At 69.7% G+C, this 26,597-nt stretch carries 27 protein-coding genes; 12 read left to right on the top strand and 15 right to left on the bottom strand.

Annotated elements, in window-relative coordinates:
- Positions 1 to 3: 3 nt before the first annotated feature.
- Positions 4 to 1,866 (bottom strand): molecular chaperone DnaK, encoded by a 1,863-nt coding sequence (dnaK, locus tag ABD736_RS10140; RefSeq protein ID WP_344791643.1) that lies wholly within the window; start codon positions 1,864 to 1,866, stop codon positions 4 to 6.
- Between the two features lie 186 nt (positions 1,867 to 2,052).
- Between dnaK and ABD736_RS10145 the strand changes: the two genes are divergently transcribed.
- Complete coding sequence (locus ABD736_RS10145; RefSeq protein ID WP_344791644.1) at positions 2,053 to 2,451, top strand: PadR family transcriptional regulator; 399 nt, start codon at positions 2,053 to 2,055, stop codon at positions 2,449 to 2,451.
- Complete coding sequence (locus ABD736_RS10150; protein ID WP_344791645.1) at positions 2,448 to 3,794, top strand: permease prefix domain 1-containing protein; 1,347 nt, start codon at positions 2,448 to 2,450, stop codon at positions 3,792 to 3,794. The genes ABD736_RS10145 and ABD736_RS10150 overlap by 4 nt, the downstream gene beginning before the upstream one ends.
- Before the next feature lie 78 nt (positions 3,795 to 3,872).
- Here the strand turns inward: ABD736_RS10150 and ABD736_RS10155 are convergent, their stop codons facing one another.
- Positions 3,873 to 4,835 (bottom strand): alpha/beta hydrolase, encoded by a 963-nt coding sequence (locus tag ABD736_RS10155; protein ID WP_344791647.1) that lies wholly within the window; start codon positions 4,833 to 4,835, stop codon positions 3,873 to 3,875.
- A 96-nt stretch (positions 4,836 to 4,931) separates the two neighbouring features.
- Between ABD736_RS10155 and ABD736_RS10160 the strand changes: the two genes are divergently transcribed.
- The 3 genes from ABD736_RS10160 (at position 4,932) to ABD736_RS10170 (ending at position 7,389) form a co-directional block, all read left to right on the top strand.
- Positions 4,932 to 5,501 carry a TetR/AcrR family transcriptional regulator gene (locus ABD736_RS10160; RefSeq protein WP_344791648.1) on the top strand — a complete coding sequence of 190 codons (570 nt, stop codon included), beginning with the start codon at positions 4,932 to 4,934 and terminating at the stop codon, positions 5,499 to 5,501.
- 19 nt (positions 5,502 to 5,520) lie between these two features.
- The gene (locus tag ABD736_RS10165) at positions 5,521 to 6,525 is read left to right on the top strand and encodes a magnesium transporter CorA family protein (RefSeq protein WP_344791649.1); all 1,005 of its coding nucleotides are present in this window, start codon (positions 5,521 to 5,523) and stop codon (positions 6,523 to 6,525) included.
- A gap of 129 nt (positions 6,526 to 6,654) precedes the next feature.
- Positions 6,655 to 7,389, top strand: coding sequence for a hypothetical protein (locus tag ABD736_RS10170; protein WP_344791650.1), 735 nt, complete (start codon positions 6,655 to 6,657; stop codon positions 7,387 to 7,389).
- Positions 7,390 to 7,523: 134 nt separating this feature from the next.
- Here ABD736_RS10170 and ABD736_RS10175 read toward each other — a convergent pair whose 3' ends face one another.
- From ABD736_RS10175 to mscL, 3 genes are all read right to left on the bottom strand, one after another.
- On the bottom strand, positions 7,524 to 9,311 hold the full coding sequence (locus ABD736_RS10175) for a sigma-70 family RNA polymerase sigma factor (RefSeq protein WP_344791651.1): 1,788 nt from the start codon (positions 9,309 to 9,311) through the stop codon (positions 7,524 to 7,526).
- 71 nt (positions 9,312 to 9,382) lie between these two features.
- On the bottom strand, positions 9,383 to 9,709 hold the full coding sequence (locus ABD736_RS10180; protein WP_344791652.1) for a hypothetical protein: 327 nt from the start codon (positions 9,707 to 9,709) through the stop codon (positions 9,383 to 9,385).
- A gap of 156 nt (positions 9,710 to 9,865) precedes the next feature.
- Positions 9,866 to 10,303, bottom strand: coding sequence for a large conductance mechanosensitive channel protein MscL (gene mscL, locus ABD736_RS10185; RefSeq protein WP_344791653.1), 438 nt, complete (start codon positions 10,301 to 10,303; stop codon positions 9,866 to 9,868).
- 255 nt (positions 10,304 to 10,558) lie between these two features.
- Between mscL and ABD736_RS10190 the strand changes: the two genes are divergently transcribed.
- On the top strand, positions 10,559 to 11,794 hold the full coding sequence (locus tag ABD736_RS10190) for a C40 family peptidase (RefSeq protein WP_344791654.1): 1,236 nt from the start codon (positions 10,559 to 10,561) through the stop codon (positions 11,792 to 11,794).
- Positions 11,795 to 11,902: 108 nt separating this feature from the next.
- Positions 11,903 to 12,442, top strand: coding sequence for an NUDIX domain-containing protein (locus ABD736_RS10195; protein ID WP_344791655.1), 540 nt, complete (start codon positions 11,903 to 11,905; stop codon positions 12,440 to 12,442).
- 51 nt (positions 12,443 to 12,493) lie between these two features.
- On the opposite strand, the gene ABD736_RS10200 is transcribed toward ABD736_RS10195, so the two are convergent.
- The 3 genes from ABD736_RS10200 to ABD736_RS10210 form a co-directional block, all read right to left on the bottom strand.
- Positions 12,494 to 12,907, bottom strand: coding sequence for a VOC family protein (locus ABD736_RS10200; protein ID WP_344791656.1), 414 nt, complete (start codon positions 12,905 to 12,907; stop codon positions 12,494 to 12,496).
- 273 nt (positions 12,908 to 13,180) lie between these two features.
- Positions 13,181 to 14,581 carry an MFS transporter gene (locus tag ABD736_RS10205; RefSeq protein ID WP_344791657.1) on the bottom strand — a complete coding sequence of 467 codons (1,401 nt, stop codon included), beginning with the start codon at positions 14,579 to 14,581 and terminating at the stop codon, positions 13,181 to 13,183.
- Positions 14,582 to 14,600: 19 nt separating this feature from the next.
- A complete protein-coding gene (locus ABD736_RS10210; RefSeq protein ID WP_344791658.1) occupies positions 14,601 to 15,482 on the bottom strand; it encodes a class I SAM-dependent methyltransferase in 882 nt (293 codons plus the stop codon).
- Positions 15,483 to 15,493: 11 nt separating this feature from the next.
- Between ABD736_RS10210 and ABD736_RS10215 the strand changes: the two genes are divergently transcribed.
- The 3 genes from ABD736_RS10215 (at position 15,494) to ABD736_RS10225 (ending at position 18,529) form a co-directional block, all read left to right on the top strand.
- A complete protein-coding gene (locus ABD736_RS10215) occupies positions 15,494 to 16,837 on the top strand; it encodes an MFS transporter (RefSeq protein ID WP_425555007.1) in 1,344 nt (447 codons plus the stop codon).
- A gap of 343 nt (positions 16,838 to 17,180) precedes the next feature.
- Positions 17,181 to 17,756 (top strand): GTP pyrophosphokinase, encoded by a 576-nt coding sequence (locus ABD736_RS10220; RefSeq protein WP_425555027.1) that lies wholly within the window; start codon positions 17,181 to 17,183, stop codon positions 17,754 to 17,756.
- A gap of 89 nt (positions 17,757 to 17,845) precedes the next feature.
- Positions 17,846 to 18,529, top strand: coding sequence for a FadR/GntR family transcriptional regulator (locus ABD736_RS10225; protein WP_344791660.1), 684 nt, complete (start codon positions 17,846 to 17,848; stop codon positions 18,527 to 18,529).
- 106 nt (positions 18,530 to 18,635) lie between these two features.
- On the opposite strand, the gene ABD736_RS10230 is transcribed toward ABD736_RS10225, so the two are convergent.
- Genes ABD736_RS10230 through ABD736_RS10245 form a run of 4 tightly spaced genes read right to left on the bottom strand, consistent with a single transcriptional unit; the run spans position 18,636 to position 22,195 of the window.
- Positions 18,636 to 19,043: an RbsD/FucU family protein gene (locus tag ABD736_RS10230; protein WP_344791661.1), complete on the bottom strand. Its 408-nt coding sequence runs from the start codon at positions 19,041 to 19,043 to the stop codon at positions 18,636 to 18,638.
- Positions 19,043 to 19,942, bottom strand: a complete 900-nt coding sequence (locus tag ABD736_RS10235; protein ID WP_344791662.1) for an amidohydrolase family protein — start codon at positions 19,940 to 19,942, stop codon at positions 19,043 to 19,045. The genes ABD736_RS10230 and ABD736_RS10235 overlap by 1 nt, the downstream gene beginning before the upstream one ends.
- Positions 19,939 to 20,907, bottom strand: a complete 969-nt coding sequence (locus ABD736_RS10240; protein ID WP_344791663.1) for an aldo/keto reductase — start codon at positions 20,905 to 20,907, stop codon at positions 19,939 to 19,941. The genes ABD736_RS10235 and ABD736_RS10240 overlap by 4 nt, the downstream gene beginning before the upstream one ends.
- Positions 20,900 to 22,195 carry an enolase C-terminal domain-like protein gene (locus ABD736_RS10245; RefSeq protein WP_344791664.1) on the bottom strand — a complete coding sequence of 432 codons (1,296 nt, stop codon included), beginning with the start codon at positions 22,193 to 22,195 and terminating at the stop codon, positions 20,900 to 20,902. The genes ABD736_RS10240 and ABD736_RS10245 overlap by 8 nt, the downstream gene beginning before the upstream one ends.
- Positions 22,196 to 22,343: 148 nt before the next feature.
- Here ABD736_RS10245 and ABD736_RS10250 point away from each other — a divergent pair, with 148 nt between their 5' ends.
- Positions 22,344 to 23,297 carry a fumarylacetoacetate hydrolase family protein gene (locus ABD736_RS10250; protein WP_344791665.1) on the top strand — a complete coding sequence of 318 codons (954 nt, stop codon included), beginning with the start codon at positions 22,344 to 22,346 and terminating at the stop codon, positions 23,295 to 23,297.
- Positions 23,294 to 24,052: an SDR family NAD(P)-dependent oxidoreductase gene (locus tag ABD736_RS10255; protein WP_344791666.1), complete on the top strand. Its 759-nt coding sequence runs from the start codon at positions 23,294 to 23,296 to the stop codon at positions 24,050 to 24,052. The genes ABD736_RS10250 and ABD736_RS10255 overlap by 4 nt, the downstream gene beginning before the upstream one ends.
- A gap of 158 nt (positions 24,053 to 24,210) precedes the next feature.
- Here ABD736_RS10255 and ABD736_RS10260 read toward each other — a convergent pair whose 3' ends face one another.
- From ABD736_RS10260 to dcd, 3 genes are all read right to left on the bottom strand, one after another.
- Positions 24,211 to 25,275: an MmpS family transport accessory protein gene (locus ABD736_RS10260; protein ID WP_344791667.1), complete on the bottom strand. Its 1,065-nt coding sequence runs from the start codon at positions 25,273 to 25,275 to the stop codon at positions 24,211 to 24,213.
- A gap of 180 nt (positions 25,276 to 25,455) precedes the next feature.
- Positions 25,456 to 25,962, bottom strand: a complete 507-nt coding sequence (locus tag ABD736_RS10265) for a hypothetical protein (RefSeq protein ID WP_344791668.1) — start codon at positions 25,960 to 25,962, stop codon at positions 25,456 to 25,458.
- 26 nt (positions 25,963 to 25,988) lie between these two features.
- Positions 25,989 to 26,594, bottom strand: coding sequence for a dCTP deaminase (dcd, locus tag ABD736_RS10270; RefSeq protein WP_344791669.1), 606 nt, complete (start codon positions 26,592 to 26,594; stop codon positions 25,989 to 25,991).
- Positions 26,595 to 26,597: the final 3 nt, after the last annotated feature.

A 26,597-nucleotide genomic window follows, 5' to 3' on the forward strand; every position in this document is an offset into this window, starting at 1 on the left:
GCCTTACTTCTTCTCGTCCTCGTCGTCCACGACCTCGGCGTCGACGACGTCCTCGTCAGAGGAGTCATCGGCCGGGGCATCCGTGCCCGCCTGCGCGCCCGCGGCCTGCTCGGCCTGGCCCTGCGCGTAGATGGCCTCGCCCAGCTTCTGCTGGCTCTGCGAGAGCTTCTCGAACGCGGTCTTCACGGCCTCGTCGTCCTCGCCGGCGAGCGCGGTCTTCAGCGCGTCGACGTCGCCCTGCACGTCGGACTTGACGTCCTCGGGCAGCTTGTCCTCGTTGTCCTTGATGAGCTTCTCGTTCGAGTAGACGAGCTGCTCGGCGGAGTTGCGGATCTCGGCGGACTCGCGGCGGCGCTTGTCCTCGGCGGCGTGCTCCTCGGCCTCGCGCACCATGCGCTCGATGTCCTCCTTCGGCAGCGACGAGCCGCCGGTGATGGTCATCGACTGCTCCTTGCCGGTGCCCTTGTCCTTGGCGGACACGTGCACGATGCCGTTCGCGTCGATGTCGAAGGTGACCTCGATCTGCGGGATGCCGCGGGGCGCCGGCGCGATACCGGTGAGCTCGAAGGTACCGAGCGCCTTGTTGTCGCGCGTGAAGTCGCGCTCGCCCTGGAAGACCTGGATCGCCACGGACGGCTGGTTGTCGTCCGCCGTGGTGAAGGTCTCGCTGCGCTTGGTCGGGATGGCCGTGTTGCGCTCGATGAGCTTGGTCATGATGCCGCCCTTGGTCTCGATGCCGAGGCTCAGCGGGGTGACGTCGATGAGCAGAACGTCCTTGCGCTCGCCCTTGAGGACACCCGCCTGCAGGGCCGCGCCCACGGCGACGACCTCGTCGGGGTTCACGCCCTTGTTGGGCTCCTGGCCGCCGGTCTCCTGCTTCACGAGCGCCGAGACGGCGGGCATGCGGGTCGAGCCGCCGACGAGCACGACGTGCGCGATGTCGGAGACCTTGATGCCGGCCTCCTTGATGACGTCCTGGAACGGCTTCTTCGTGCGGTCGAGCAGATCAGAGGTCATCTGCTCGAACTGCGCGCGGGTCAGGGTCTCGTCGAGGTTGGCCGGGCCGTTCTCGGTGAGGCTGAGGTAGGGCAGCTGGATGCTCGTGCTCATGGACGAGCTGAGCTCCTTCTTCGCCTGCTCCGCGGCCTCCTTCAGGCGCTGCAGCGCGATCTTGTCGTTCGCGACGTCGACGCCGGTCGACTCCTTGAACTTCTTGATCAGGTGGTCGACGATGCGCTGGTCCCAGTCGTCGCCGCCGAGGCGGTTGTCACCGGCGGTCGCGCGCACCTGAATGGTCGAGAAGTCGTCGTCCTTGCCCACCTCGAGCAGCGAGACGTCGAAGGTGCCGCCACCGAGGTCGAAGACGAGGATGAGCTCGTCCTCCTTGCCCTTGTCGAGGCCGTATGCGAGCGCCGCAGCGGTCGGCTCGTTGATGATGCGCAGCACGTTGAGGCCCGCGATCTCGCCGGCCTCCTTGGTGGCCTGGCGCTCGGCGTCGTTGAAGTAGGCGGGAACCGTGATGACGGCGTCGGTGACGGTGTCGCCGAGGTACTGCTCGGCGTCGCGCTTGAGCTTCGCGAGGATGCGCGCCGAGATCTCCTGCGGGGTGTACTGCTTCCCGTCGATCTCCTTCTTCCAGTCGGTGCCCATGTGGCGCTTGACCGAGGAGATGGTGCGGTCGACGTTGGTCACAGCCTGGCGCTTGGCGGTCTCGCCGACGAGCACCTCGCCGTCCTTCGTGTACGCGACGACCGACGGGGTCGTGCGGAAGCCCTCCGCGTTGGCGATGACGACGGGGTCGCCACCCTCGAGAACGGAGACCACGGAGTTGGTGGTTCCGAGGTCGATACCTACTGCACGTGCCATTTGTTGGCCCTCCTGCTGTTGTTACTAGAAGCCTGCGGGAGCAGCTTGCTTGAGCCGCCCAGACTCAACTTTTTCAGAGTGCCGGATGCCTGTCAATCGGAACCCTGCAAAGTTGAGTCCGTTCGTATCAACTTCTCAGCCGCCGAGATTCTTCCCATACCTAGCACTGCGAGGTATGGTGTCCGCATGCGACTGGCGAAAGACCTCATGGCGGCGACCTCCGCGCCGCTCGTGCTCGCGATCCTGAGCGAGGGCGAGAGCTACGGCTACGCGATCATCGCGCGGGTGCGCGAACTCTCCGGCGGCGAGATCGAGTGGACCGACGGCCTGCTCTACCCGCTGCTGCACCGACTCGAGGGTGCCGAGCTCGTCGAGTCCCACTGGGGCCAGGCCGAGACCGGGCGCAAGCGCCGGTACTACGCGATCACGGACGCCGGCCGCGACGAGCTCGCCGAGCACCGCCGCCAGTGGTCGACCGCGGTCAGCACGCTGACCCACGCGTTCCGCGGGCTCGGCATGGCGCTCGCGGGCCTGCTGCCGACACCGGCACCCGCGGCCCGGCCGACCACGGCGGTGGCGCTGTGAGCGCCGCAGACTCCCTCGAGCCCGAGGCGGCGATCGCCTCGTGGCGCGCCTATCTCGTCTCACGCGGCTCGCTCTCCGCCGGCGACGTCGACGAGCTCGAAGACCACCTGCGCACCCAGATCGACGAGCTTCGCACCGCGGGGCTCGACGCCGACGAGGCCGTGCTCATCGCCGTCAAGCGCATGGGCCGCCAGGACGAGATCGCGGGGGAGTACGCCCGCGAGAACTCGCGCCGGCTGTGGAAGCAGCTCGTGATGGCGGGCGCGCCCGCCCGCCGGCGGCGCATCGACGGCAGCGTGATCATGATCGGCTTCGCCGCGCTGGCCGCGATCCTCGCCAAGCTGCCCGAGCTTCTCGGGGCGCCCGCCTTTCCGGCGCTGCTCGGTGGCGGCATCCTCGCGCTCGCCGCGCTGGCCGCCTCGATCGCGTGGCGCACGCGCCCGCCTGTCGCCCTGATCGCGGCATCCGCCGTCGGCTTCGCCCTGCTCTTCGTGCTCGCCTTCGCCTACCCCTTCGGCAACTCGAGCGACACCGCCATCATCTTCAGCCTGCACGCGCCCGTGGCCCTGTGGCTGCTGGTCGGGCTGGTCTACGCCGGCGCGGGGTGGCGCACCGCCGCCGGGCGCATGGACTTCGTGCGCTTCACCGGCGAGTGGTTCGTCTACTTCGCGCTCATCGCCCTCGGCGGCGGGGTGCTCATGGGCATCACAGCCGCGGTGTTCTCGGCACTCGGAATCGACCCCGGCGTCGTGCTCGCGCAGTGGGTCGTGCCGTTCGGAGCCGCGGGGGCGGGCGTCGTCGCGGCGTGGCTCGTCGACTCGAAGCAGGAGGTCATCGAGAACATGGCCCCCGTGCTCGGCCGCGTGTTCACCCCGCTGTTCACGATCGCGGTGCTGGCGATGCTGGCCGGCGCCATCGTCACCGGCGGCTTCGGCGCCTACCGCGAGGTGCTGATCATCGTCGACGTGCTGCTGGTGGTCGTCACGGGGCTCGTGCTCTACGTGCTGTCCGCCCAGCCCCCGACCGCGCGCCCCGGCTGGACGGAGCGCCTGCAGCTGCTGCTCGTCATCGCCGCGTTCGCGCTCAACGGCTTCGCCCTGGCCGCGATGATCGGGCGCATCGGCGACGGCGGGTTCACGCCGAACCGGGTGGTCGCGCTCGGCGTGAACCTCGTGCTGCTGGTCGGGCTCGCCGGCTCGGCCTGGCTGCTCGGTCGCCGTGTTTTCCGAGCGGATGCCTCGACCCGCCGCCTTCTCGCGTGGCAGACCGGCTACCTGCCGGTCTACGGAGGCTGGGCGATCGCCGCAGCGGTCGCCCTGCCCCCGATCTTCGCTTTCGCCTGACCGCGGTTGCGCCACCAGCTTCCGCTGTGCGCCACTCGGATCCGAGCAGCGCATTGCGGAAGCCAGTGGCGCACGCGGCTAGGCGGCGAGCGCGTCCTTCAGGAAGGCGACCGCCTGGGCGACCGCGGCCTTCGCGGCGAAGGTGTCGTGCAGACTGTTGACCATCACGAAGTCGTGCACGATGCCCTGGTAGCGCACCGCCGTGACGGGCACGCCGGCGCGGCGCAGCTTCGCGGCATACGCCTCGCCCTCGTCGCGCAGCACGTCGGCCTCGCCGGTGATCACGAGCGCCGCCGGCAGGCCGGCGAGCTGCTCGAGCGTCGCGCGCAGCGGCGACGCCGTGATCTGCGCCCGGTCTGCCTCGCTCGTCGTGTACTGGTCCCAGAACCACTTCATGCCCTCGCGGGTGAGGAAGTAGCCCTCGGCGAACTCCTCGTATGAGGCGGTGTCGAAGTTCGCGTCGGTCACCGGGTAGAACAGCACCTGGCCCGCGATGTCGATGCCGCCGCGCTCCTTGGCGAGCAGTGTGAGTGCCGCGGTCATGTTGCCCCCGACCGAGTCGCCGGCGACGGCGAGCTTCGAGCCGTCGAGGTTCTTCTCGGCGCCTGAGTCGACGACCCACTGGGCGGTCGCCCACACCTGCTCGATGGCGTGCGGGTAGCGCACCTCGGGCGAGCGGTCGTATTCGGGGAAGACGACGGCCGCGTTCGCACCGACCGCGAGGTCGCGCACGAGGCGGTCGTGCGTGTGGGCATCGCCGAAGACCCAGCCGGCGCCGTGCGTGTAGAGGATGACGGGCAGCACGCCGGTCGCACCGGCCGGCTTCACGATGCGCACCTTGACGGTGCCGCTCGGGCCGCCGGGGATCTCGATCCATTCCTCATCGATCTCCGGCTTGAAGATCGGCTCGTCCTGCACGCCGTCGACGGCCTTCCGGCCCTCCTCTGGCGCGAGCTGGTACAGGAACGGAGGCTCGCTGGTGGCATCCACGAATGCCTGCGCCGCCGGTTCGAGGGAGATGTTCTTCGGGTTGCCGCTCATGATCCGAGCCCTTTCCGTCTGGCGAGAACGATCGTTCTCGCGTCTGCCGACCAATTTAGAGAACGACCGTTCTCACTGTCAAGTAGACTGATCGGTATGAGCGAGACGAACGGCAGCCAGAGCACGCGAGAGGCGATCGTGGATGCCGCCGACGGGCTGTTCTACGCCCGCGGCATCGGCCAGGTCGGCATGGACGCCGTGCGCGACGCGGCGGGGGTTTCGCTGCGGGCGCTCTACAAGGAGTTCGCGTCGAAAGACGAGCTGATCGTCGCCGTGCTCGGCAAGCGCCACAGCATGTGGACGAGCGGCGTCACCGCCAAGGTCGACTCGATCGCCGAGCCGCGCGCGAAGCTGCTGGCCGTCTACGACTACCTCGCCGACTGGTTCGGCGACGCTGACTTCCGCGGCTGCGGCTTCATCAACGCGTTCGGTGAGCTCGGTGCGGCGAACCACCGCGTGGCCGACACGGTGCGCGAGCACAAGGCGGACTTCCAGAAGTACGTCGATTCCCTGGTGAAGGCGGCCGGCGGCCCGGCATCCCTCGGCCCTCAGCTTGCGATTCTCGCGGAAGGCGCGCAGACGACGGCCGCGATCGCGGGCACGACGGATGCCGCACGCCACGCGCGCGCCGCGGCGGAATCCCTGATCGCCGCCGCCGGCATCTGACCCCGGTAGCGTTGCGCGCATGGGGACGCTTCGCTCGCTGGTGTGGGACCGCGATGGCAGGATCGTCGCGCGAGACTTCCCCTTCGAGGAGATCTCGGACCACCTCGAGCGCGCCGACACCCTGATGTGGGTCGACGTGTGCGCACCGGATCACCACGACCTCGACAAGCTCGCCGAAGAGCTCTCGCTCGACCCGAACGCCGTCGAAGACGCCATCGCGCACGTCGAGCGGCCGAAGGCGCTGCGGTACGCGTCGCACACTTTCTTCACCGTGTATGCCGCGGCCTATGACACCGAGAACACACCGGACGACGAGGACCTCGCCGCGCGCCTGCGCCTCGACAAGATCTCGGCGTTCGTCTTCCCGGGCGGGCTCATCACCGTGCGCAGCCCCGAGTTCGACATCGAGGGGCTCGTCGAGCGCTGGAACGACAACGCCGACCTGCTGCGCTACGGGGTCGGCACGCTGGTGCACGGACTGCTCGATGCGGTCGTCGACAGCCACTTCGACGCCGTGCAGGTGCTCGACGACGCGGTGGAGGGTCTCGAAGACGTGCTGTTCGACGAGCGGGTGCTCGCCACCAGAGTGCAGCGCGCGACGTACCGCCTGCGCAAAGAGCTCGTCGAGCTGCGCCGCATCGTGCTGCCGATGCGCGAGGTGGTCAACGGCGTGCTGCGGCACCGCCGCGACGCGGGCTCTACGCCAGAGCTCGACGCGTCGTACGACGACCTCTACGACCACGTGCTGCGCGTGACGGAGTGGACCGAGTCGCTGCGCGACATGGTCTCAGCGCTATTCGAGACCAACCTCTCGCTGCAGGACTCGCGCCTGAACAACGTCATGAAGAAGCTGACCGCGTGGGCCGCGATCATTGCGGTGCCGACCGCGGTCACCGGGTTCTTCGGGCAGAACGTGCCGTACCCGGGCTACGGCGCGTGGTCGGGGTTCATCGCGAGCGCCGCCATCATGGTCGTCGCGGCAGGCATCCTCTATCTCGTCTTCAAGCGGAAGAACTGGATCTAGAGCCGCCTGCATTCACTGGTCACCGCCAGGCCGCGTTTGCTACCCTCGCAGGGTCGTGCGTCCTACCCCCGATCAGGGCGCGCCGGAACCGCCGTGATGTCTACCCCGTCACCGCACACCTGTGAATTCATGACCGACTACCCCTCACGCCGATCACTCCGCCAGGCGGCCGCCGCCCCGAAGCGCACGAGCAAAGGCCGCAGGCGCGTCGAGCGAACCCACTCGCGCGGCCGCATGGCGGCGGCCGGAGCAGCGACGCTGCTGCTCGTCGGAAGCGCGATGGTCGCGATTCCCGCGGATGCCGCGACCGTGAACTCGCACCCGCTCTATGCCAGCCAGTTGCTCGCGCGGTCGCAGAGCTACACCGTGCACTCCGACGTCGGCGGCGTGCCCGTGGTCATGACCGAGTACAAGGTCTCGACGGTCACGAAGGACGACGGCACCCCCGCGCTCACCGTCGGCGGCGTGACGAACGCCGACTGGGCTGCGCTCGTGCTGCAGGATGCCTCGCTGCCGGTCACCCAGAACAACGTCACCGTGATCCTGCAGTGGATGGACTCCGAGAACTCGCCGCAGACCTGGTACCTGCGCAACAACCCGCTCAACAACGGCCTCGGCTCGGGCGGCGGCGGCGGGTTCGGCCGCTACGCCAACCTGCGCATCGCCGCATCGTATGTCGCGAAGCAGCTGGATCGCTCGCTGTTCGCGGGAATCCACGACGCTCTCGCGGCGAACTCGGCACCGTCGGTGACCGAGCAGGCGATCATCGCCTCGCCCTGGGCGAGTAGCCACTACGGCTACGGCTCGCGCTTCCACGCGGTGAACGTGCCGATCGTGGCGGCGCCGGCTTCCGCCTGGGGGTAAGCGGGGCTGCCTCGTCCTGGCAACTGCGCGCAGAGCGGCATCTGGATGCTCACCTCTACGAGTTGCTCGCCGAGGGGTGCCGAAACGGCGTTTTCCTCGCGCAAACCCCCATCACGGCACCCCTCGGTGCTGCGTTACAGCCGCGCAAGACTGCAGTCGCTCAGACCCGTGACGGTCAGCAACGGGCTCAGCGATACGGAGATTCCCGACACCGACGCAGTGTTCACTGCACCGCCTGTCACCGTGCCGAGAGTCGAGCCCGGCGTCACGGTGTACGTGCCGATTCCGAGCGTCCCGAATGTCACCGTCGCAGTGAATCCGGAGACCGACACGGCCGCGCCGCCGAGACTGACCCCGGACGAACTAACCGCGAAAGCCGGCGTCTGGCCTGGAACCTCAGCCCCGTCATATTGCCAGGTCAGGGTCATGATGCTGTTGGTCTTGTCGACGGTACAGCCCATGATCTCGATCGGAGGCAGCACGACAGGCTGCGTTTGCCCCGGGTCTGATGTCGGCGGAGGGTCGTTCGTGCCCGAGGTCGGCGGGGTCGACTGACCCGGGTCCGAGTTCGTCGGCGGCTGCGAGGTGCCGGTCGACGGCGGGTTCGACGACGACCCCGGCGCGCTCGACGAGCCGGGAGCGGTCGAAGTTCCCGGCGTCGACGAGGAGGACGCGCTCGAGGTTCCCGAGTCCGATGACGAAGATCCAGGGGATGCCTGCGCCGGCGCCTTCCCCTTGGTGGAACCCGCCGCGCTCGACGCTTTCGAGCCGCCCTTGTGGGAGGCCGACTTCTTCGCGGTGTGCCCGGTCGAGGCATCCCTCGAACGTGAACTCGAACCCGCTTCGGAACCGCCACCAGCACCCGAGCCCGACCCGGAACCCGCATCGCCGGCCGCCGGCGCGGCCGCCGCAGCGGCGGGCGCTGGCTTCGTCGGGCCGTCGCCGGCGGTCGCGGCGAACGCGACGGCCGCAGCGGCGAGCGCGATCGCGCCCGCGGTGCCGATCGCCCCGTTGCGGATCTGAGCTCGCGACGGCGGCCACAGCGCGCCGGCGCCGACGGTCGCGGCCGTCGCCGCAGCCGGCTTGATGACCGCCGCGTAGGCGGTGGCAGCGCCCCCGCCCAGGAAGCCGATCAGGATCAGCGCGCCGAGGCGGTGCCCCGCCTCGGCCATCTCGGCGGCGGCGAGCGGGCAGCGGTCGCACTCATCGAGGTGGGCGTCGAGGCGCTGCTGCTCGCGCGCCGGCAGCGACTTGCGCGTCGACGCGGCCAGCCGGTCGATCGACCAGCGGCACTCGGACTCGGCCGGAACAGTCGAGATGTGCGCCTGCACCCAGGCGTGGCGCAGGCCTTCCTTCGCTCGCTTCGCGAGGGCAGACACCGCGTTCGGCTTGATGCCGATCAGCGCGGCGACCTCGCGCGGGGGCAGCTGCTCTGCCTCGGTGTACCAGAGCACCTCCTGCCAGCGCTGCGGCAGCGTGTTGAACGCGCGCACCGTGAGGCTCTGGTCGAAGCGCTCGCCGAACGCCTCCTCACTCGAGTCAGGGTCGACGACCTCGAGCTCGTCGGGCGTGAGCTCCGAAGGCTGCGCGCCCCAGCGTGCCGCGACCGAGCGGATCGTCGTGACGAGATAGGGCCGGAACGCGGCCGTCGGCCCATTGCCATGCTCGATCGCCTTGAGCACGCGCACGAACGCCTCCGAGACGAGGTCGTCGGCGTCGAACGCGGTCGTGATCGCGCGGGCCGCGTGCAGGCCGGCGCGATGATGCCTGTCCCACAGGGCGCCGTATGCCCGCTTGTCGCCATTGCGAACGCGGGTGAGCAGCTCGGCGTCGCTCGGGCCGGCGGCCGCGCCGCCCGCGGCCCCGGGCGCGCCGATGGGCCCGCTTTCTGCGGGATCGGTGCTCTCGGGTAGTGCGGTCATAAGAAGGTCGGTTCAGTGGGGGGTAGACAAAACAGTCCGAAGGTACGCTACGCGATCGGCGTGACGCGCCGCTAGACGGACGTTGTCACCAAAGGGCGGGGGACTGCGAGCCGCACAGAGAGCAGCTCGATCAGCACCTCTTCGCACTGGCGCACCATGAGGCACAGCGCGCCGTCGATGCGCTGCACGACGAGTGCGCCGCTCAGCGCCGCCGCAGACAGCGTGCCGCCGGCGACGTTGAGCAGGCCGGGTGCGGCCTTCCACACGACGACGTCGGGCAGGTGCTCGACCACGTCGCGGGCGACGGCCGCCACGAATGCGCGCCAGTCGCTCGGCGCCTTCTGCTCAGCCAGGGCACGAGCCACGCGCAGCTCGTCGAGTTCGATGACCTCGTTCATTTCCTGCTCCCCTTACGTGATCGATCGGATGCCGCCGCCGCGGCCTTGCAAAGATTTCGGAGACACGAGCGGCCGCCACCCCCATGGCGGCCGCTCTCGGCCCAAGCCCGAACGCGTTCCCAGTCGTCGATTCGGGCACCCCCTTGTCGGCCGGTCTCAGTCGGCCCGGTGACGCGAGCCGCTGAAGTCAGTACGCACCGCGAGCAAGTCGCGGATCTGCGTCAGCAGCTCGATGTCACTAGGCCCAATCGGCGCCCCTTCCGCCGTCTCAGCCGCCGCCGCGCGCCGCTTCATAAGTGCCTGAAGCGGAAGCACGAAGGCGAAGTACACGACCGCCGCGATGATCACGAAGTTGACCAGCGCACCGATCACCGCGCCGAAGTACAGCGTCGAATGGCCACCTGAAACGGTCGGGATGTCGACCGCCAGAGCCTTGTCGAGGCTGTTCGCGTTGAACACCGCACTGATCAGCGGGTTGATGATCTTCGTGACCACCGCCGTGACGAGTGCAGTGAAAGCCGTGCCGATGACAACGGCGACCGCGAGGTCGATGACGTTCCCCTGGGAGAGGAACTCTTTGAACCCCTTCAGCATTGAATCCTCCTGATTCGCGACGGATTGTTCCGTTCGCATTGAGAAGACCCGGGGCCCCACGGATCGTGACGCGGCTGCCGAAGTTTTTTTGGGGTTTTTTTTTGGCGAGTTTTTTGCGGGGCACGGATGCCTGACGCGTGTCCCCCAACATGGGGAGTCCTCCCCGGTGAGTTCTGCCCATCGCCACCGGCGACCGCGCGCTGAACGATGGTGGGCGTCGGGCACCCAGGCCCGCACGGACCGAATGGGGAAACCATGAACGTGAAGCGCCGCTCAGCCGCGCTGCTCGCGGGAGCGGTGGTGGTCGCGGAACTGCTCGTCGGGGCCGCCGTCGTCGCAGCCATTCCCGCGAACGCCGCCACGGGCTCGCACCAGTACACCGTCAAGGCGACACTGAACGGCCGTTCCGGCCCGTCGCTCTCAGCCGTCACCGCCCGCGAGAACATGTACCCGAACGGCAGCACGGTCACCGTCTCCTGCCAGCGCACCGGCGGCGCGGCATACGGCTCATCCATCTGGGATCGCACCGCGAAGGGCGCATGGATTCCCGATGCCTACGTCAAGACCGGCCACTCCGGCTTCGACCCGCGGCTGCCGCGGTGCGGCACCTCGCTGGCCGGCACCGCCTTCGTCACGACCGACGCGCTCAACGGGCGCAAGACCAAGAAGGTCTCCGCCGCAGCTGTGAAGGTCTACGGCAAGAACACGCTGATCAAGGTGCAGTGCCAGGCCTACGGCCAGTACGCGTACGGCGACGCCGTGTGGGACAAGACCTCTGACGGACTGTTCGTTCCCGACTACTACGTGCGCACCGGTTACTCCGGCTTCGTGCCGAACATGCCGCGGTGCGACTCCGACCAGCCGTCTGGCGCATCGTCGTCCGGCGGGGGAACCTCGGGCGGGACATCCGGCGGCAGCTCAGGCGGCACCGGCACCGCGACGGGCGCACCCAGTTCGCACAACTGCGCCGTGATCGGTCACGGGCGCAGCGCAGGCAACCCGGCGAAGACGAAGGGCTCGACGGCGGGCACGCGCGCGCAGAAGATCGACCGCATCGTTACGGCGGCGACCGCCGAGACGAAGAAGGGCTGGAGCTACTCGTGGGGCGCCGGCGGCAAGGGCGGCGCGGCCTGCGGCAGCGGTGCGGTGAGCCCGAGCGGCTACCAGGACTACAACCGCGCGGGCTTCGACTGCTCCGGCCTCACCGAGTACGCCTTCTGGGCGGGTGCCGGCATCGACATCGGCATGTCGACCAGCTCGCAGAACGTCTACAAAGGCAACGGCTTCACCTACAAGGGCCGCCTGTCGGTCGGCTCGATGCAGCGCGGCGACCTCATCTTCTGGGGCACGCACGGCGGCTCGACCTCGCACGTGGCGATCTACATCGGCGGCGGCAAGATGATCGAGGCCGCACCGCCGCGCGGGTCGAGCAGCGTGCACGTCACGAGCGTGTACAGCAGCTACGACTTCGTCGTGCGCCCGTTCGCGTGAGCCGCGCTCGCCTGAACTGAGTCAGGGCATCGGGGGGATGCCTGGGGCCCGGCACCATTGGGGGGTGCCGGGCCCGTTCCGCGCCGGTTCGCGCCATAGCCTGAACCCATGGCCTGGACCACGCTCAGCACCCGCACCGCCTACGAAAACCCGTGGATCCGGGTGCGCGAGGACCAGGTCGTGCACCCCGACGGGTCGCAGGGGATTTACGGCGTCGTCGAACTGCGGCCGGCCGTGTTCGTCGTGGCGCTCGACGAGTCCGATCGCGTGGCTCTGATCGAGATCGACCGGTACACCGTTGGCACCTCGCTCGAAGTGCCCGCCGGTGGCAGCGACGGGCAGGAGCCGCTGGTCGCGGCACAGCGCGAGCTGCTCGAAGAGACCGGGCTCGAGGCATCCGATTGGCTCGAATTGGGAACGCAATACGCGCTCAACGGCGCGGCTCTCGCGCCGGAGCACATCTTCCTCGCGCGCGGCCTGCGCGGTGCCGGGGATGCCTCACACCACCAGCTCGAGGAAGGGATCTCGGCCGTGCGATTCGTTCCGCTCGGCGAGGTGCTCGCGATGATCGGGCGCGGCGAGATCACCGACAACGAGACGGTCGCCGCGGTGTCTCTGGCGGCGATCCGCCTCGGCCGCCTCACGTAGGGCCGGTCGAGATGTTGGCCCTAAGCGACTCTCCGTCAGACACCCATCTGGTCAGGTGCTGCGGACACCCCCGCCGTCGGATGCCACCAACTCGACCTTGAACCGCTCGTGGTTCTCGAGGAACGCCGCGTAGTGCGATGCGCCACCGGCCCATGGATGCCGATCCGAATAGAGCTGGGACCAGCCATGGTCTGGCGCATCGGCCCAGAGGGCATCGACGTCCTGGCGGCTTCCGGCATGGAACGCGAGGTGGCTGAGTCCGGGCGTCCGCCGGTCGTGCGCCCCGCTTATCGGGGCTGACTCGAGCACGACATAGACCGGGCCCCGCCGCCAGCTGCGGCCGGCGCTCCACTCTTGGTACGGCTCGTACCCGAGTCGGCCGAGCAGCCATCCCCAGCTCTGGACGGCGCCAGTGAGATCCGCGGTCCGCAGCTCGATGTGGTGCGGCATCCCGACGTCGCTCATGCCTTCATCCTGGCGCGTCACGTCTCGGCCTCTTGCACGTCTCGCCGAATGCTCCTGCTGGGCACTCTCCGTAGGTCACCGATTCGGCGCGACGCGACGTCAAACGCCGGCAATCCGGGGGATGCTGACCGAATCGGTGACCTGCGGGAAGGGGTGGCCGCAACGGCCGCGCTCGGGTGGCGGTTCTCAGCCCCGCAGACGGAGCCGTCGCGCCATATCTCTTGCCGACGGAGAGTGCTACTGAGGGGTTGCTTCTTCAGCCAGCCACGCGGCTCACGGAGCAGGGGCCGGAGCCGTTGCGCGCAGCTTGACCGCCGACAGCACCGCGGCACCGACTCCGGCAGCGACCGCCACCCAGAGGATCGCCGTCGCGGCCGATGCCTGCTCTGCGACCGACCCCGCGGCGGCACCCGACAGCACGAGCGCCATCGAGACCGCGGCCGCGCCGGCCGACTGCCCGACCGTCCGGTTCGTGTTGAGCACCGCCGACGCCGACGCCGCGTACTTCAGCGGCGCGGCTGACATCATGTCGCGGTTGTTCGGGCTCTGGAAGGTGCCGAATCCGAGCCCGCAGACGGCGGTCGAGACCAGCACGAGCCAGACCGGCGGGTGTGCGCCGAGCAGGGCGCACATGGCGAGCCCGATCGTCAGGATCACGAGCCCGATGACCGCGAGATACGCGGGCCGCACCCGGTCGGCGACGTGGCCGGACAGGGGCGCGACGATCACGATCACGAGCGGCCACGGCGTGAACAGCAGGGCCGATTCGAGCGGCGTCGCCCCGTAGGCGCTCTGGAAGAGGAAGGGCAGAGCGATGAAGGCGATGCCCTGCCCGAGGAACGACACCCACGCCGTGCCGACCGTCAGGCTGAAGACCCCCGTGAACAGGCCGAGTGGAATCAGCGGCCGCACCGCGCGCCGCTCGCGCCGGATGAACAGCCACGCGAACACTCCGCTCGCGACCAGCAGCACGACGGCCTGCCACAGCGTCGACAGCGCGGCGAGCTGCCGTACGCCGATCAGGAAGCACGCGATCGCGATCGCGGCGAACAGCGCGCCGGGCCAGTCGTAGTCGCCCCGCTCCATCGTGCGGCCGGGCACGAAGAAGATCGCGAGCAGGAGCGCGACCGCTCCGATCGGCACGTTGATGAGGAACAGCCACGGCCAGCTCAGCCCGTGCAGGATGACGCCGCCGAGCGTCGGCCCGATCGACGTGCCGAGCGCGACGGTCATGGCGTTGATGCCGAAGATCTGGCCCAGCTTCTCGGGCGGGAAGATGTTGCGGAACAGCGGCAGAGCCACGGCGAGGATCACGGCGGACCCCAGCCCCTGCACGACTCGGAACCCGACAAGCCATGCGAGCGTCGGCGACAGCGCGCACCCCAGCGAGGCGAGCGTGAAGACCGGAACGCCGATCAGGTACAGCCGCCGTCTGCCGACCTGGTCGCCGAGCGCACTCGTCGCCGGCACCGCGCAGGCCACCGCCAGCAGGAACGCCGTCGCGACCCAGACGGTTTCGGACGGCGCCACGTGCAGCTGCTTCGACAGCTGAGGCAGCGCGACGTTGACGATCGACGTGTCGATCGTGGCCATCAGGGTCGACAGCAGGATCGAGACGACGGCCAGGTTGCGCCGCAGCGGCGATGAGGCGAGTGCGAGGGCTGCGGTTGACATCGTGATTAGTTTAGCTTTGCTAACTATCGGATGCCTGGGGGCGATCGGATGCCTGCCCCGGCCGCACCCCGACGGCGAGCACCGCCGCCTGCGGAAAGTGCAGCAGACCGTCCGCACCGGTGAAGGCGGGGGTGCGTGCGTCGTACGCCTCTCTCATTCGGCGTTTGGTCGGGGCATCCGCCGCCCGATACGCGTAGCCGATCAACGCGATGCCCGCCTCGACACCCGACCACAGGTCGTCGGCGTCGATCGCCCACTCGAACTCGAGGCGGCGAGCGCGCACCTCGACGAACCCGCATTCCGCGAACAGCGCGGAGAGCCCGGCCTCGCTGCGATCGAAATCACTGTCGGCGGGCAGGCGATTGCCGGGTGGCGGGTAGGCGCCGGTCTCGTCCTGGATCTCGCGCCACAGCACCGCCGTCGCGCTCGGCGCCTTGCCCCACGGCCACACGGTCGCGGCGAAGCGGCCGCCGGGCTTCAGCACCCGGCGCAGCTCGGCGAGGCTCTCGCGCGGGTGGTCGACGTGGTTGATGGCGAAGTTCGCGGCGGCGGCGTCGAATGCGTCGTCGGGGTAGGGCAGGTGGGGCAGCTTTGCGGTGGTGAAGCGGATGCCTGCGGCATCCGGTCGCCGCGCAGCGAAGTCGATCATCGACTGCTCTGCATCGAATGCGTCGACCTGCCAGCCTGCCGCGGCCGCGGCGATGGCGACCGAACCCGTGCCGGTGCCGACGTCGAGCAGGAGCGGGTTTCGAGACGCACGCTCCGCGTGCTCCGGGGCAAGCGTGTGAGCCCCCAGTTCGGGGCGAAGCTCGGCGAGCAGGTCGGGGATCGTGCAGGCGCAGAGCGCTCCGAACGATCGGTCGTACGGCGCGGCGATGCCGGCCCATTCCGCGAAGGCCACCTGAAAACACTATGGTGTGCGACGTGAGCACCGCGTCGCCCGTGGCACCGTCGCCTGAGGACCTCAAGATCCCGACCCGCAAGATCCTCGCGTGGGGAGCGTGGGACTGGGGTTCGAGCGCCTTCAACGCGGTCGCCACGACCTTCGTCTTCACCGTCTATCTGACGAGCAAGAGCTTCGGCGACACCGACCACACCTCGGCGCTGCTGGGCTGGGTGCTGGGCGTCGCGGGCGTGCTGGTCGCGCTCACCGCACCGGTGACGGGGGAACTGTCGGACGCAGCGGGCCGCCGCAAGCTATGGCTGGCGATCTTCTCAGGGCTCGTCGCCCTCTCGCTGCTCGCGACCGTCTTCGTGAAGTCCGAGCCCGGCTTCCTCTGGTTCGGCTTGATCGCGATCGCGGTCGGCACGATCTTCTACGAGCTCGCGGCCGTCAACTACAACGCGATGCTCACGCAGGTCTCGACGGCGAAGACCATCGGCCGGGTCTCGGGCCTCGGCTGGGGCCTCGGCTACGTCGGTGGCATCGTGCTGCTGCTGATCGTCTACATCCTCTTCATCTCCGGCGACGGCGGGGCGCTGCACGTGTCAACGGAGGGCGGCTGGAACATCCGCATCTCGATGCTCGTCGCGACGGTGTGGTTCGCCGCATTCGCGATCCCCGTGCTCGTCGCCGTCGACGAGCCGCGCGTGCCGACGGAGATCGCTCGCGAGCGCCGCTCGTTCTTCGGCGCCTACGTCACCCTGTGGCGCACGATCACCGACCTGTGGAAGCTCAGCCGCAACACCATCTGGTTCCTGCTCGCCTCGGCGATCTTCCGCGACGGCCTGACCGGCGTCTTCACCTTCGGCGGCGTACTCGCCGCCGGCACCTTCGGCTTCTCGAGCGGCGAGGTCATCATCTTCGCGATCGCCGCGAACATCGTCGCCGGCATCTCGACGATCGCCACCGGCCCGCTCGACGACCGCGTCGGGCCGAAGCCGGTGATCATCACCTCGCTGATCGGGCTCGTTGTGGCGGCATCCTTGATCTTCTTCCTGCACACGGGCGGCGCGACGATCTTCTGGATCTTCGCCCTGATCCTCTGCCTGTTCGTCGGGCCCGCACAGTCGGCGTCGCGCACCTTCCTCGCCCGCCTGATTCCCGAAGGCCGAGAGGGCGAGGTGTTCGGGCTGTATGCCACGACCGGCCGTGCCGCGACCTTCCTCGCCCCGACGGCGTTCGCGCTCTTCGTCGACCTGTTCGGCCACCAGATCTACGGCATCATCGGCATCGTGCTGGTGCTGCTGATCGGCCTGCTGGTCATGATCCCGGTGAAGCCCGGGCAGGAGAAGCTGGCCGCGAAGGCGCGCTAGCGGGCTCGCCGCCGCACACACTGCGCCCGTTCGGCGGCGTGTCGTGCCCGTTCGGCCGCGCCTGGTGCCCGTTCGGCGCTTTTGTGCCCGGTGCAGCGGGCGCAGAAGCGCCGAATGGACGCAGCAGACGAAGGCATCGCCATCGACGACATGGCCCGCTCGCGGCATCCGCTCAAGTTGCGTCCATATGGTCGATGACGTGTCCAGCGACGTCGTTCCCCTCGGCCCCCTCGAGCCCACCGACAAGCGCATCGTCACCGAGACGACCGAGGCGGTGTTCGAGCAGCTGGGCGAGAGCGCGCTGAGCGAGATCTACGCGCTGCGCGACGACTTCGCGCGGTTCATGATGCCGTACAAGTTCGCCATCGACGAGGTCATGACGAAGATCTCGATCCTGCGCGAGGAGTTCTCGGCCCTGCACGCCGAGAACCCGATCGAGCACGTGAACTCGCGGCTCAAGACGACCGAGTCGGTGCTCGAGAAGGTGGCGCGGAAGGGCATCGCGCCGTCGTACTCGGCGATCAGGGCCGCGATCACCGACATCGCCGGCATCCGCGTCGTCTGCTCGTTCGTGAGCGACGTCTATCGCGTGTTCGACGCGCTCACCGCACAGGACGACGTGCGCGTCGTCGCGGTGAAGGACTACATCGCGAACCCCAAGGCGAACGGCTACAAGAGCCTGCACGCGATCATCGAGATCCCGGTCTTCCTGTCAGACGGCCCGGTGCCCGTCACCGTCGAGGTGCAGCTGCGCACCGTCGCGATGGATTTCTGGGCCAGCCTCGAGCACAAGATCTATTACAAGTACGACGCGGATGTCCCGGCCGAGCTGCTCGCCGGATTGCGTGAGGCAGCGGATGTCGCGGCCGATCTGGACGGGAAGATGGAGAGTCTGCACCGCGAGGTGCGCCGGGCGTAGCCCGGCAGGGAAATGCAGCGAGTCTGCACCGCGAGGTGCGCCGGGACACGCGCGAAGCGCGAGCCGACGCTGAACTCTAGGCTCATGCCATGGCCGTCACGGACGAGGCGATCCTCAAGATCAAGAACATGATTCTCGACGGGCGCCTGCGGCCCGGTGATCGCCTGCCGCCGGAGAAGGAGCTCAGCGAGTCCCTCGGCCTTTCGCGCAGCTCGCTGCGTGAGGCGGTGAAGGCGCTCGAGATCATTCGGGTGCTCGACGTGCGCCGCGGCGACGGCACCTACGTCACGAGCCTCGAGCCGCAGCTGCTGCTCGAGGCGATGTCGTTCGTCGTCGATCTGCACGAGGACTCGTCGGTGCTCGAGCTGTTCGCGGTGCGGCGCATTCTCGAACCCGCGGCGGCGGCGCTCGCCACCGGCCGGGCGACCACGAGCGACGTCTCGCGGTTGCGCGAGATGCTCGCGACGATCGACGGCAACACCTCGGTCGACGGCCTCGTGGCGCATGACCTCGAGTTCCATCAGGGCATCGCCGAGCTGTCCGGGAACGGCTATCTGACCAGCCTGCTCGCGAGCCTGTCCGGCGGCATGATGCGGGCTCGCGTCTGGCGCGGGCTCACCGAGGCGAACGCCATCGAGCGGACTCTCGCCGAGCACCGCGCGATCCTCGACGCGCTCGAGAGCGGCGACGCCGAGCTGGTGCGAGCCCGGGTCACGGTGCACATCGCCGGCGTCGAGGACTGGCTGCGGCGCGCGGCGTCGAGCACGGCGTAGACGAGCGAAGCCGCACTGTCGAGGCTTAGAGGTGGCCGATGCGCGGAGATGGGTCGATAAACCGGATCCCGCCGCGCGAGGGCTCTGCGTATCGGCCCAGTTCCGCTTAGCGGACCACCCCTTTGCGCAGCAGCGCATTGCCGTAGGTGCGCGTCTCGCCCGTGCGGACGACGAGATAGGCCTGCTCGGCCAGGTCGTAGAAGGCGAAGCGGTCGACGAAGCGCGTTCCGGATGCCTCGACCTGTGCCGCCTTCATGAGCTGCAGCTGCACCGGCAGCTCGCCGCCGTCGGGCGTCGCCATCAGATCGAGCGCGGGGGAGTCGTCCAGCGGCAGCACCGACCGGATCGCCGCGAGCACCCGCGGCGTCTCAAGCCCGGGCAGCACGACCAGCCGCTGCGCAAGCCGCTCTGCAGGGAAGTGCGCGTCGGCGACCACCACGGCGTCGGAGTGGCCCATCGCGTCGAGGTGCAGCAGCAGCTCGCCCGAGAGGACGGGGTCGATTCCGGTGAGCATCAGATTTCCTTCGCAGTGGGGACATCGTTTCGAGACGTGCGCCGCGCAGGCTCCGCGTGCTCCGGGGCGAGCGGGGGAAGCGCGTACACGCGGCGGGCGGTGGTCTCGTAGACGGCGCGCTGCTCGGCAGGACTCAGCTCACCGATGAGGGCGCCGAGCTGCTGCCGCGTCGAGCCATAGCCGCTACCAGCTGCCGTCATCGGCCAGTCGCTGCCGTACATCAGGCGGTCGGGGCCGAAGACCTCGAGGGCCAGATCCCAGGCGGGGCGCACCGTCTCGACGGGGTGCGCGAAGCCCGCGGCATGCAGGCCGGAGACCTTCGCGACGGTGTTCGGCTGGGCCGCTGCGCGGGCGAACTCGGTGGCCCACGCATTCCAGTCGGGGCCGCCGAAAGGCGGCTTCGCGAGGTGGTCGATGACGACGGTGAGCTCGGGCAGGGCGGCGGCGAGGTCGGCTGCTCGTGCGAGGTGGCGCGGCCAGGCATCCGGCACATCGAACGCCAGCCCATGCGCGGCGACGCGCGCCAGTGACGCGCGCACCGCGGGCAGCTCAAGGAAATCGTCGCGCGGGTCGTCGTGAACGAGATGGCGGATGCCGCGCAGCTTCGGCTCCTCGACGCGGCGTTCGAGCTCGGCCGCGGCAGCCACCTCGTCGTCGAGCGGAACCCAGCCGACCACGCCGACGATCCAGTCGTGGGCGGCGGCCGCGGCAAGCATCCGGTCCGTGTCGGATGCCGTGTCGTCGGCCTGCACGAGGATCGCCTCCTCGACGCCCGCCGCGGCGAGTTCGACGTGCGCGTCTGCGGCGCCGATGTGCCGGCGCAGCAGCGGGTCGACATTCGCAAGCCACGCGTACCCGTCGGCCGGGTCCCACAGGTGGACATGCGTGTCGATGGTCACGCGGCGATCAGCCCCCTGGCCGCGAGTGCCGACCATAGTTCCTCTGGCACGGGCGTTTCGAGCCGCCGCCGGTTCTCGGCCATCTGCCCCGCGCGCCTGGCGCCGACGACCACGGTCTCGGCGCCGAACCGCAGGGGGTAGTGCAGCGCCGCCGTCGGCAGCTCGACCCCGTGCTCTCGGCAGATCGCGGCGATGCGGCGCACCCGGTCGAGCACCTCGGACGGCACGTCCTGATAGTCGAAGTGGCCGCGCGGCTCTGAGTGCGCGAGCAGCCCCGAGTTGAAGGGCGCCGCCGCGACGACGCCGACGCCGTGCTCGCGGCACGCCGGCACCGCCGCCTCGAGCGCGGAGTGATCGGCCAGGGTCAGCCGGTTCGCGATCATCGCGAGATCGAGCGCGCCGGTGCGCACCGCGGTGACGACCGCCTCGTTCACCATCGTGCCGATGCCGACCCGGCCGACGACACCCTCGTCGCGCAGCGCCGCGACCGCAGGGATCGCGGTGGCGAGCGCCGCGTCGAGCCCGGTGTCGCTGCGCTCCGGGTCGTGGATATAGAGGATGTCGACGCGATCGAGCCCCAGCCGCTCGAGCGACTCGTCGAGGCTGCGGCGCACGTCGTCCGCGCCGAAGGCCCAGCGGCGCTTCGTCGTCGCGGGCACGTCGAAACCCTCGTCGTCGCGCCCGTCCGCACCGGGGTCCGGCACCAGCAGCCGGCCGACCTTCGTCGAGAGCATGAACTCGTCACGCGGCTTGGTGCGCAGGAACGCACCCATGCGGCGTTCGGACAGACCGACGCCATAGTGCGGCGCGGTGTCGAAGTAGCGGATGCCGGCCGCCCACGCGTCCTCGAGCGCCGCGAAGGCGTCCTCCTCGCTCAGCTCGGCGAACATGTTGCCGAGCGGCGCGCCGCCGAACGCCAGCGGGCCGGGGGGCACGCCGGTGGCGGGGGCGGCCGGCTCAGGCATCCGCTCGCGCCCCTCGGAATTCGTACTCGGCGATCGACTCAGCCCGCATCTCGGTGCCCGCCCCGGGCGCGCTCGGCGCGAGATAGCGACCGCCGCGCACGACGGTCGGCGTCACGAAGTGCTCGTGCAGGTGGTCGACGAACTCGATCATGCGGCCATCGAGCGTGCCCGAGACGGCGACGAAGTCGAACATCGCCAGGTGCTGCACGCCTTCGCACAACCCCACGCCACCGGCGTGCGGGCACACGCGCACGCCGAACTTCGCCGCCAGCAGCAGGATCGCGATGTTCTCGTTCACGCCCGCGACGCGCGTGTAGTCGATCTGCAGCACCTCGAGCGCCCGCGCCTGCAGGAACTGCTTGAACATGATGCGGTTCGCGCAATGCTCGCCCGTCGTCACCGGGATCGGCGCGATCGCGCGGGCGATGGCCGCGTGGCCGAGCACGTCGTCGGGGCTCGTGGGCTCTTCGATCCACGCGATGTCGAAGGACGCGAGCGCCCGCATCCACTCGATCGCGTCGCTCACGTCCCAGCGCTGGTTGGCATCGACGGCGATGCGGATGTCTGGCCCGACGGCCTCTCGCGCGATGCGCAGCCGGCGCAGGTCGTCGTCCAGGCTCGCGCCGACCTTGAGCTTGATCTGCCGGAAGCCGTCTGCCACGGCTTCGCGGCTGAGGCGCGCGAGCTTCTCGTCGCTGTAGCCGAGCCAGCCGGGGGTCGTCGTGTAGGCGGGGTAGCCGTCGGCTTCGATCAGCGCGATGCGCTCGGCGCGGCCGGGTTCAGCCGCCCGCAGCAGCTCCAGCGCCTCGTCGCGCGTGAGCGCGTCGCTCAGGTAGCGGAAGTCGACGAGGTCCACCAGCTCCTCGGGGCTGAGCTCGGCGAGCAGCCGCCACAGCGGCTTGCCCTCGCGCTTGGCACGCAGGTCCCACAGGGCGTTCACCACGGCGCCGATCGCCATGTGCATGACGCCCTTCTCGGGCCCGAGCCAGCGCAGCTGCGAGTCGTGCTGCAGCCGGCGCCACATCCCGCCGAGGTCGGCGAGCACCTCTTCGGCGTTCTGACCGACGAGATACGGCGCGAGCGCGTCGATCGCCGCGACCTGCACGTCGTTGCCGCGGCCGATCGTGAAGACGAAGGCGTGGCCCTCGAGGCCATCGCCGGCGTCGGTCGCGATGCGGACATAGGCCGCCGAGTAGTCCGGGTCAGGATTCATCGCATCGGAGCCGTCGAGCAGAAGGGACGTGGGGAAACGCACGTCATGCGTCTCGAACTCGACAATGAGGCTCACGAATCGCGAGCCTAGACATCGGATGTCTGCGGTGTCAACGATTCCTCTAGAGGCACGCCCCCGTGTCTCATTAGGCTCAGATCGGATGTTTCGGGCATCCGCTCTTCGTCTTGATCATCCGTCTCGAACGCAAGGAAGCAGGAGATACGTGAAGTTCGCGCGCCTCGGCCCGGTGGGCCACGAGATCCCGGTCGTGCTCGACGGCGAGGTCGGCTACGACCTGCGCCCGGTGACGCCAGACATCGACGGGGCGTTCCTGTCGACCGGCGGGCCGGCTCGGGCGGCCGCGGCGTTGACCGCTGGTGAGCTCGTGCCGCTCGAGGGCGCCGAGACCCTGCGCATCGGGGCGCCGATCGCGCGGCCGAGCGCCGTGCTGTGCATCGGCATGAACTACGCGGCGCACGCGGCCGAGTCGGGCTCCAAGCCGCCCGAGGTGCCGATCGTGTTCCTCAAGACGCCGAACACGGTGGTCGGCCCCGACGACCCGGTCGCGATTCCGCGCGGCAGCGAGAAGACCGACTGGGAGGTCGAGCTCGGGGTCGTGATCGGCGAGCGCGCGCTGTACCTCGACTCGCCCGAGGTCGCCCTCGATCACGTCGCGGGCTTCGTGCTCGCGAACGACCTCTCCGAGCGCACCTGGCAGCTCGAGGTCTCCGGCGGCCAGTGGGGCAAAGGCAAGTCGGCGCCGGGCTTCTGCCCGACCGGCCCGGTGCTCGTGACGCCCGACGAGGTCTCGCACCAGAACCTGCGCCTGCGCAGCTGGGTCAACGGCGAGCCGCGGCAGGACTCCACCACCGCCGACATGGTCTTCGACGTCGCGACTCTGGTGTTCCAGCTCAGCCAGCACCTCGCGCTCGAACCCGGCGACCTGATTCTGACGGGAACGCCGGAGGGCGTCGCGCTCTCCGGCCGGTTCCCGTATTTGCGCGCGGGCGACGTCGTCGAGCTCGAGATCGAGAGGCTCGGGCGGCAGCGGCAGGAGTTCGTGGCGGCGGGCGCCGACGGCGGTCATGGTGCGGCCGGCGCTGGGGCTGGGGCTGGGGCTGGGGCCGGGGCCGGGGCCGGGGCCGGGGCCGCCGCCGACGCGGAGGCCGCCCGATGAGCGCGGAGTTCGACGGCCTCGTTGCGGTGGTGACCGGCGGGGCATCCGGAATCGGCGCGGCGATCGCGGCTGAGCTGGGTGCGCGCGGCGCGCAGGTCGCCGTGCTCGATCGCGACGTGACCGGCGCGGCCGACGGCGTGTTCGGCGTCGTCGCCGATGTGACGGATGACGCGTCTGTCCGCGCCGCGATCGAGGCGGTCGTCGAGCACTTCGGCCGACTCGACATCGTCGTGAACAACGCCGGCATCGGCGCGCAGGGCACCGTCGAGGACAATCCGGATGCCGAGTGGCAGCGCGTCTGGGACGTGAACGTGCTCGGCATGGTGCGCGTCGCGCGGGCCGCGCTGCCTGCGCTGCGGCGGTCGCCGGCCGCGGCGATCGTGAACACCTGCTCGGTCGCGGCCAATGTCGGCCTGCCGCAGCGGGCGCTGTATTCCGCGACGAAGGGCGCGGTGCTCGGGCTCACCAGGGCGATGGCCGCGGATCATCTGCGCGAGGGCATCAGGGTCAACTGCGTGAACCCCGGCACGGCCGACACCCCGTGGGTCGGGCGGCTGCTGTCCGCCGCCGCGGACCCGGTCGCCGAGCGCGCGGCGCTCGAGGCGCGGCAGCCGCACGGCCGGCTGGTCTCGGCGGCCGAGGTCGCCGACGCGGTCGCCTACCTCGCGAGTCCGCGGTCGCGCTCGACGACCGGCACGAGCATCACGGTCGACGGCGGACTCGAATCGCTGCGCCTGCGGCCGGCGAACGAGTAGGGGGCGCCGCAGCCCACCTCAACCGAGACGTGCCGCGATGGCGCTTCGAGTGCGGCGAGGGGCCGATTTGGAACGCCTCGGTGCGCGGCGTGACGGGCCAGGCGAGAACGGATGCCTCGCGAGTGCGCCTCGGCGAGGCATCCGTTCTTCAGCTGCGCTCAGTCGTCCGCGGCCGGGCTGTACACGCAGTCGACGAACGCGTCGGGCCCTTCAGCCGTCTCGGTCTTGACGACTTTGCCGTCGATCTTGATCGTGCAGGTGAGGCTTCCCGGGTCGTCGACGTCGGTCGACATCGCGTCGAGGTTGTAGATCGTGAAGTCGCTCGCCGTCACCGAGACGGTCTTCGACCACGGCACCGCCGCGGCGTCCGCCTCGTCGTCGGACCCGCCCGCGGCGTAGTCGATGTCGGCCGCGGTCACCGTGCCCGTGACCTGCAGCTCGACGGTGTGCGAGCTCGATTCGGCCGACCCGCCGAGGTCGCTGCTGTCGCTGTCGCTGTCACCGAAGTCGGGGTGGTTCGCCGCGAAGACGAACAGCGCCGTCCACACGATCGACATGATGATCGCGAAGATTGCGCCGAGGCCCCCGGTGATCACGCCGGTCAGGGCCATTCCGCCCTGCTTGCGCCGCATCCCGATGATGCCGAGCACGACCGCCGCCACTCCGATGAGCACCGCGACGTACGACCAGAACGGGATCCAGGCCGTGACGAGCGCCAGGAGGCCGAGGATCAGGGCTGTGATCGCGAGTCCGCGGCTCGGGCCGGGCGGCCGCTGGCCGTAGGGGCCCTGCGGCGCGTACGGGTTCTGCGGCGGCGCGTAGGGGTTCTGCTGACCATAGGGGGCTGCGGGCTGGCCCGGCTGGCCGCCGTACGGATTGCCCGGCGTTCCGGGCTGAGAGCCATAGGGATCTTGCGGGGCGTACGGGTTCTGAGCGCCATACGGGTTCGGTTGTTGAACCCACGGGTTGTCGCCCTGCGGCGACTCGGGCGGCGCAGGCGGCGCGGGCGGTACGAAGCTCGGCTGCCCCTGCGGCCCCTGCACGGGCCGCGGCGGCACATAGCCCGGCTGCGGCGCGGGCGGCGGCGGGGGCGGCGGCACGTCGAAGCCGGGCGGAGCCGGCGGCACCGGCGGCTCGGGCGGAACCGGCGGCGTCGGCGGCTCGGGCCGCTCCGGCGGAACAGGCGGGTTCGAACCGCCCTGCGGCGGCGGGTAGTCAGTCATGTGCGTGCTTTCCTCGCGTGCGAATAGTCGGCGTGCGCCGGAAGCGGAGGAAGACGGACGCCCCCCGGTCGCCGCGCAACGCCCCTGACGCTAGCGACTAATGGCCGCCGCGAACATGGGCACGCGTGCCCATGCCCTTGTTCTGGGGTGACGATTTTTCAGGCGAGCGGATGCCTGCCGCTACGCGATCCGCTGCCCGTGCAGCTCCTCGGCGAGGCGCCAGGTCGCGCCCTCGTCGTCGGAGACCCAGCCTTCCCAGTCGTAGCTGTCGTCGCGGATGTCGGTGAAGTTCCACCTGATGGGCCGCCCGTCGTTGCGCGAGCCGTCCTGCCGGACTCCGCCGCGCCAGGTCGACGCGATCATGCTGGTGTACTCGTTGGCGTCGGGTGCGAAGAAGCTGACCCGGGCGATGCCGGCCTGCGGGTCGGCCACGCGCAGGCCGATGGCGACGGTGCGCCGCGTGCCGTCCGGCAGCGTCACCACCTCGAGGTCCTGGATGGCCCGCCCCTCGAGCACCCACGTGACCAGGTACTCGAATTCGCGAGGCATCCACTCGCCCGTCGCCTCATCGAAGCGGCGGCCCGTCACATGCCAGGAGCCCACCAGCTTGCGGAAGTTGCGCAGGCTGTGGTGGCCCTCGGCCAGCAGGGCCTCAACGAACTGGCTGGTTGCTGCGTCGAGTTCCATGAGGCCTCCTTGGTGGCTGGGTTCGGTCAGTTCTCCGGTCGACCGGTCTCGGTGGACGAGACGTCGGTGCGGTGGAAGTTGAGGTAGCTGCGGGACGCCGTGGGGCCGCGCTGCCCCTGGTAGCGCGAGCTGTAGTCGGCCGAGCCGTAGGGCTTCTCGGCCGGTGAGGTCAGGCGGAAGAAGCACATCTGGCCGATCTTCATGCCGGGCCACAGCTTGATCGGAAGCGTCGCGACGTTGCTCAGCTCGAGCGTCACGTGGCCGGTGAAGCCGGGGTCGATGAATCCCGCGGTCGAGTGGGTGAGCAGGCCGAGGCGGCCGAGCGAGCTCTTGCCCTCGAGGCGCGCCGCGATGTCGTCGGGTAGCGTGACCCGCTCGAAGGTCGAGCCGAGCACGAATTCGCCCGGGTGCAGGATGAACGGCTCGTCACCGTCGACCTCGACGAGGTGGGTCAGGTCGGGCTGGTTCTCGGCCGGGTCGATGAACGGATATTTGTGGTTCGAGAACAGCCGGAAGAAGCGGTCGAGGCGCACGTCGATGCTCGACGGCTGGATCATCTGCGGCTCGTACGGCTCGAGCTTGATCCGGTCGCTGTCGAGTTCGGCCCTGATGTCGCGGTCGCTGAGCAGCACGCG

Origin of the sequence: Gryllotalpicola daejeonensis (genome assembly GCF_039538145.1) — a bacterium.
GTDB lineage: Bacteria > Actinomycetota > Actinomycetes > Actinomycetales > Microbacteriaceae > Gryllotalpicola > Gryllotalpicola daejeonensis.

Excerpts from the sequence above, each read along its gene's own strand:
- dnaK (WP_344791643.1), bottom strand. The coding sequence starts at position 1,866 with ATGGCACGTGCAGTAGGTATCGACCTCGGAACCACCAACTCCGTGGTC.
- ABD736_RS10145 (WP_344791644.1), top strand. The coding sequence starts at position 2,053 with ATGCGACTGGCGAAAGACCTCATGGCGGCGACCTCCGCGCCGCTCGTG.
- ABD736_RS10155 (WP_344791647.1), bottom strand. The coding sequence starts at position 4,835 with ATGAGCGGCAACCCGAAGAACATCTCCCTCGAACCGGCGGCGCAGGCA.
- ABD736_RS10160 (WP_344791648.1), top strand. The coding sequence starts at position 4,932 with ATGAGCGAGACGAACGGCAGCCAGAGCACGCGAGAGGCGATCGTGGAT.
- ABD736_RS10165 (WP_344791649.1), top strand. The coding sequence starts at position 5,521 with ATGGGGACGCTTCGCTCGCTGGTGTGGGACCGCGATGGCAGGATCGTC.
- ABD736_RS10170 (WP_344791650.1), top strand. The coding sequence starts at position 6,655 with ATGACCGACTACCCCTCACGCCGATCACTCCGCCAGGCGGCCGCCGCC.
- ABD736_RS10175 (WP_344791651.1), bottom strand. The coding sequence starts at position 9,311 with ATGACCGCACTACCCGAGAGCACCGATCCCGCAGAAAGCGGGCCCATC.
- ABD736_RS10180 (WP_344791652.1), bottom strand. The coding sequence starts at position 9,709 with ATGAACGAGGTCATCGAACTCGACGAGCTGCGCGTGGCTCGTGCCCTG.
- mscL (WP_344791653.1), bottom strand. The coding sequence starts at position 10,303 with ATGCTGAAGGGGTTCAAAGAGTTCCTCTCCCAGGGGAACGTCATCGAC.
- ABD736_RS10190 (WP_344791654.1), top strand. The coding sequence starts at position 10,559 with ATGAACGTGAAGCGCCGCTCAGCCGCGCTGCTCGCGGGAGCGGTGGTG.
- ABD736_RS10195 (WP_344791655.1), top strand. The coding sequence starts at position 11,903 with ATGGCCTGGACCACGCTCAGCACCCGCACCGCCTACGAAAACCCGTGG.
- ABD736_RS10200 (WP_344791656.1), bottom strand. The coding sequence starts at position 12,907 with ATGAGCGACGTCGGGATGCCGCACCACATCGAGCTGCGGACCGCGGAT.
- ABD736_RS10205 (WP_344791657.1), bottom strand. The coding sequence starts at position 14,581 with ATGTCAACCGCAGCCCTCGCACTCGCCTCATCGCCGCTGCGGCGCAAC.
- ABD736_RS10215 (WP_425555007.1), top strand. The coding sequence starts at position 15,494 with ATGGTGTGCGACGTGAGCACCGCGTCGCCCGTGGCACCGTCGCCTGAG.
- ABD736_RS10220 (WP_425555027.1), top strand. The coding sequence starts at position 17,181 with ATGATGCCGTACAAGTTCGCCATCGACGAGGTCATGACGAAGATCTCG.
- ABD736_RS10225 (WP_344791660.1), top strand. The coding sequence starts at position 17,846 with ATGGCCGTCACGGACGAGGCGATCCTCAAGATCAAGAACATGATTCTC.
- ABD736_RS10230 (WP_344791661.1), bottom strand. The coding sequence starts at position 19,043 with ATGCTCACCGGAATCGACCCCGTCCTCTCGGGCGAGCTGCTGCTGCAC.
- ABD736_RS10240 (WP_344791663.1), bottom strand. The coding sequence starts at position 20,907 with ATGCCTGAGCCGGCCGCCCCCGCCACCGGCGTGCCCCCCGGCCCGCTG.
- ABD736_RS10255 (WP_344791666.1), top strand. The coding sequence starts at position 23,294 with ATGAGCGCGGAGTTCGACGGCCTCGTTGCGGTGGTGACCGGCGGGGCA.
- ABD736_RS10260 (WP_344791667.1), bottom strand. The coding sequence starts at position 25,275 with ATGACTGACTACCCGCCGCCGCAGGGCGGTTCGAACCCGCCTGTTCCG.
- ABD736_RS10265 (WP_344791668.1), bottom strand. The coding sequence starts at position 25,962 with ATGGAACTCGACGCAGCAACCAGCCAGTTCGTTGAGGCCCTGCTGGCC.